The organism is Methylorubrum sp. Q1 (genome assembly GCF_004683995.1).
Taxonomy (GTDB): domain Bacteria; phylum Pseudomonadota; class Alphaproteobacteria; order Rhizobiales; family Beijerinckiaceae; genus Methylobacterium.
The window spans coordinates 1-439 of record NZ_SRHQ01000102.1 but is presented as its reverse complement, the minus strand read 5'-3'; the positions used below and the strand labels follow the sequence as shown (position 1 = coordinate 439).

Annotated in this window: 1 protein-coding gene; it reads right to left on the bottom strand. The window is 67.7% G+C overall.

Annotated features, from left to right (window positions below; genetic code table 11):
• Positions 1–439: S1C family serine protease (locus tag E4V01_RS25450; RefSeq protein WP_135300309.1), on the bottom strand; the 439-nt coding region annotated here is incomplete at both ends.

Sequence of the window (439 nt, the reverse complement as noted above, 5' to 3'; positions counted from 1 at the left end):
CGAGGCCGACCGAGCCGCCGGACGGCGAGGCGATCGCCGTGTTCACGCCCACGACCTCGCCGTTGACGTTGAAGGTCGGGCCGCCGGAATTGCCCTTGTTGATCGGCGCGTCGATCTGGAGGAAGTCGTCGTAGGGACCGGCGCCGATGTCGCGGCCGCGGGCCGAGACGATGCCCGCCGTCACCGTGCCGCCGAGGCCGAACGGGTTGCCGATGGCCAAGACCCAGTCGCCGACACGCGGGGCGCTCTTGCCGAACTGGACATAGGGATAGCTGCCGCTCTCGGTGATCTTCAGGAGGGCGATGTCGGTCTTGGCGTCCTTGCCGATCACCTTGGCGTCGAGGGTGCGGCTGTCGTCGAGCGTGACCTGCACGGTCTTGGCCTTGTCGACGACGTGGTTGTTGGTCACCACGTAGCCGTCCGCCGAGATGATGAAGCC